2 protein-coding genes are annotated in these 2,553 nt (G+C 69.9%); one reads left to right on the forward strand and one right to left on the reverse strand.

What is annotated here, in order from left to right; all coding sequences use genetic code 11:
• Positions 1 to 133: 133 nt before the first annotated feature.
• Positions 134 to 1,270, reverse strand: a complete 1,137-nt coding sequence (locus ACE3TU_RS21320) for a citrate synthase (protein ID WP_374627864.1) — start codon at positions 1,268 to 1,270, stop codon at positions 134 to 136.
• A gap of 85 nt (positions 1,271 to 1,355) precedes the next feature.
• Here ACE3TU_RS21320 and ACE3TU_RS21325 point away from each other — a divergent pair, with 85 nt between their 5' ends.
• Complete coding sequence (locus tag ACE3TU_RS21325; protein ID WP_374627865.1) at positions 1,356 to 2,432, forward strand: citrate synthase/methylcitrate synthase; 1,077 nt, start codon at positions 1,356 to 1,358, stop codon at positions 2,430 to 2,432.
• Positions 2,433 to 2,553: the final 121 nt, after the last annotated feature.

Below are 2,553 nucleotides of genomic sequence, written 5' to 3' on the forward strand. Positions count from 1 at the left end.
ATCCGGCCGGCCCCCATCCGGGCGGCGAGCATGATTCCCCGAATTAAATAGGCTCTCGGGGGTAAAGGGCAAGCCGACCTGCCCGTTTTGGCAGTTATCCGGCCCCGCCATACCCGGATGTTGTCCGTCTGCATCAGATCGGAGCGGGTTCCGGACCTACGTAGCGCGCCCGCGGCCGGATCAGCTGTCCCGAGGTTGCCTGCTCCATAGCATGCGCCAGCCACCCCACGGTGCGACCGAGTGCGAATACCGTGAACGGGGCGTAGCGCGGCAGCCCGAAAGCCGCACACAGCGCCGCGAGGGCAAAATCGATGTTGGGGTGCTCGCCCGTCAGTTCGATTGCGGCTTCGGCCAGTCGTCTGTAGCTGGCCGGAACCTCGAAGCTGCGCTGCAGCGCCTGCGCGCGCGTGTCGCCGTGCGGGTACAGCGGGTGGCCGATGCCGGGAACCCCGCGCCCCTCGCCCAGCCACTCCCGGAGCGCGGCAAGGGAATCGGGCGCCCCTCCGACATCGTCGGCCAGAACCGCGACCGCTGCGGACAGCTCTCCGTGTCGCGGCCCCCCCAGCGCGGCCAATCCGGAGAGAGCGCCCGCCGCCAGCGAAGCCCCGGTCGAGACGGTGACGCGTACCGCGAAGGTCGATGCGTTCAGTTCGTGGTCCGCCAGCAGCACCAGCGCGCGCCGCAGCGCATCGGCGGCGTCGCGACGGCCGAGCCGATCTGCAAGGCGGACGTGCAGGGGAGCATCCCCGTCCCCCAGCAGGGCCATCGCCACAGATGCGAGGACGGAGCCGGCGTCACGACGCAACTCTTCGGGAGACGAGGCGTCGCTCGGGCCATCCGACGCCGCCCGCTGCGCCAGCGCGAGGCACGCCGCCTGCTTGGGGCCACCGGTCCCCGCCGGCGTCGGCACTGCGCCCGCCAGGCGGCAGGGGCCGTCCCACAGCAGCTCGGCCACCGCCTCGAGCGTCGCCGTCTCGGCCAGGTTCGCCGCGTCGCGCCCCCGATAGAACAGCCGGTCCTGACGCACCGTGGAGATCGCCGATGCCAGCACCGGATCACCCCAGTCTATCGCGCTGGCGGCAACGACGGTGGCGCTGCGGCGTCCGCGCGCCCGCTTGGCCAGGCGCTCGACATCCTCGGCACTGTAGAGACTGCGCCGGCTGTCGGCCGGATCGGGCCGGGCCCGGATTCGGCCGCGACTGACGTTCGCGTAGAGCGACTGCGGCTTGCTTCCAAGTCGCTGCAGCGCCTCGCGCGCGGTCATCCACATGTCATCCTCACATTGATCGTATTGATCAAGATTGACGTCAACCTTAGCGCTTCTATCTTCTGGCGCAAACAGCGAGGTGACAAAGATGTCCAGTGGTCTTGCAGGTGTCGTCGCGGCAGAGACGGTGTTGTCCGACGTGGATGGAATGGCCGGTCGGCTGGTGATCCGTGGCCTGCCGCTGGAGGCGTTGCAGGGGCAGCGCTTCGAGGCCGTGCTGCACCTGCTGTGGCAGGGTTTCTTCGATGATCTGCCGAACCCGGACGCTCTCGCATCCGCGCTGGGCTCCGCCCGGGCGAGGGCATTCTCGAGGCTCGCCGATACCGGCGGGTTGCCCCCCTTCGATGCCGTGCGGGCGCTGATGGCGCGGCAGTCCGACGGCAACGACCTGGTGACCGCGCTCGACCTCGTGGCGGGGACCGCGGTCTTCCTGCCGGCAGTGCTGCGGGGGCGCAGCAATCTGGCCGCCATTGCCCCTGATCCGTCGCTGCCGCACGCCGTCGACAGCTTGCGGATGCTGTCGGGTGACGCGCCGACTGCCGCTCGGGCGGCCGCACTCGATGCCTACCTGGTCACGGTTGCCGACCATGGGCTCAACGCTTCGACGTTTGCCGCGCGTGTCGTCGCCTCGACCCAGGCCGGGTTGCTGTCGTCGACACTTGCCGCCCTGGGTGCCCTGAAGGGCCCGCTGCATGGCGGCGCGCCCGGCCCGGTGCTCGACATGCTCGATGCGATCGGCTCGCCGGACCATGCCGGACCGTGGATCGAGGCGGCGCTCACCCGCGGCGAGAGGCTGATGGGCTTTGGCCACCGCATCTATCGCGTCCGCGACCCGCGGGCCGACGCGCTGCAGCGGGCCCTCGACCTGCTGCGCTCATCCGGTAACGCAGATGTAACGCGTACCAGCTTGGCGACACAGGTGGAATCCGCCGCGCTCGCGGCGCTGCACCGGCACAAGCCGGAGCGGCCGCTGGCAACCAATGTCGAATTTTACACCGCGCTGCTGCTGGAGGCCCTGGGGTTTCCGCGCGAGGCCTTCACCGCCGTTTTCGCCATGGGTCGCGTCGGCGGCTGGATCGCCCACGCACGCGAGGAGGCCTTGAACGGCAAGCTCATCCGGCCTTTGTCGCGCTACGTCGGGCCCATGCCGCGAGAAGCGGCATAGGTCAGGCGGTCGGCCTGGCAACGTGTACCGCCGTCAGGCGGCCGGCTTGGGCGGAAGGTGCTGCCCGGGAGTCGACAGCGAGATCTGTACCTCTTCCTCGGTCATGTCCGCCGGCACATCG

The sequence above is a fragment of the Devosia sp. genome (assembly GCF_041917035.1).
Taxonomy (GTDB): domain Bacteria; phylum Pseudomonadota; class Alphaproteobacteria; order Rhizobiales; family Devosiaceae; genus Devosia_A.

Excerpts from the sequence above, each read along its gene's own strand:
- ACE3TU_RS21320 (WP_374627864.1), bottom strand. The coding sequence starts at position 1,270 with ATGTGGATGACCGCGCGCGAGGCGCTGCAGCGACTTGGAAGCAAGCCG.
- ACE3TU_RS21325 (WP_374627865.1), top strand. The coding sequence starts at position 1,356 with ATGTCCAGTGGTCTTGCAGGTGTCGTCGCGGCAGAGACGGTGTTGTCC.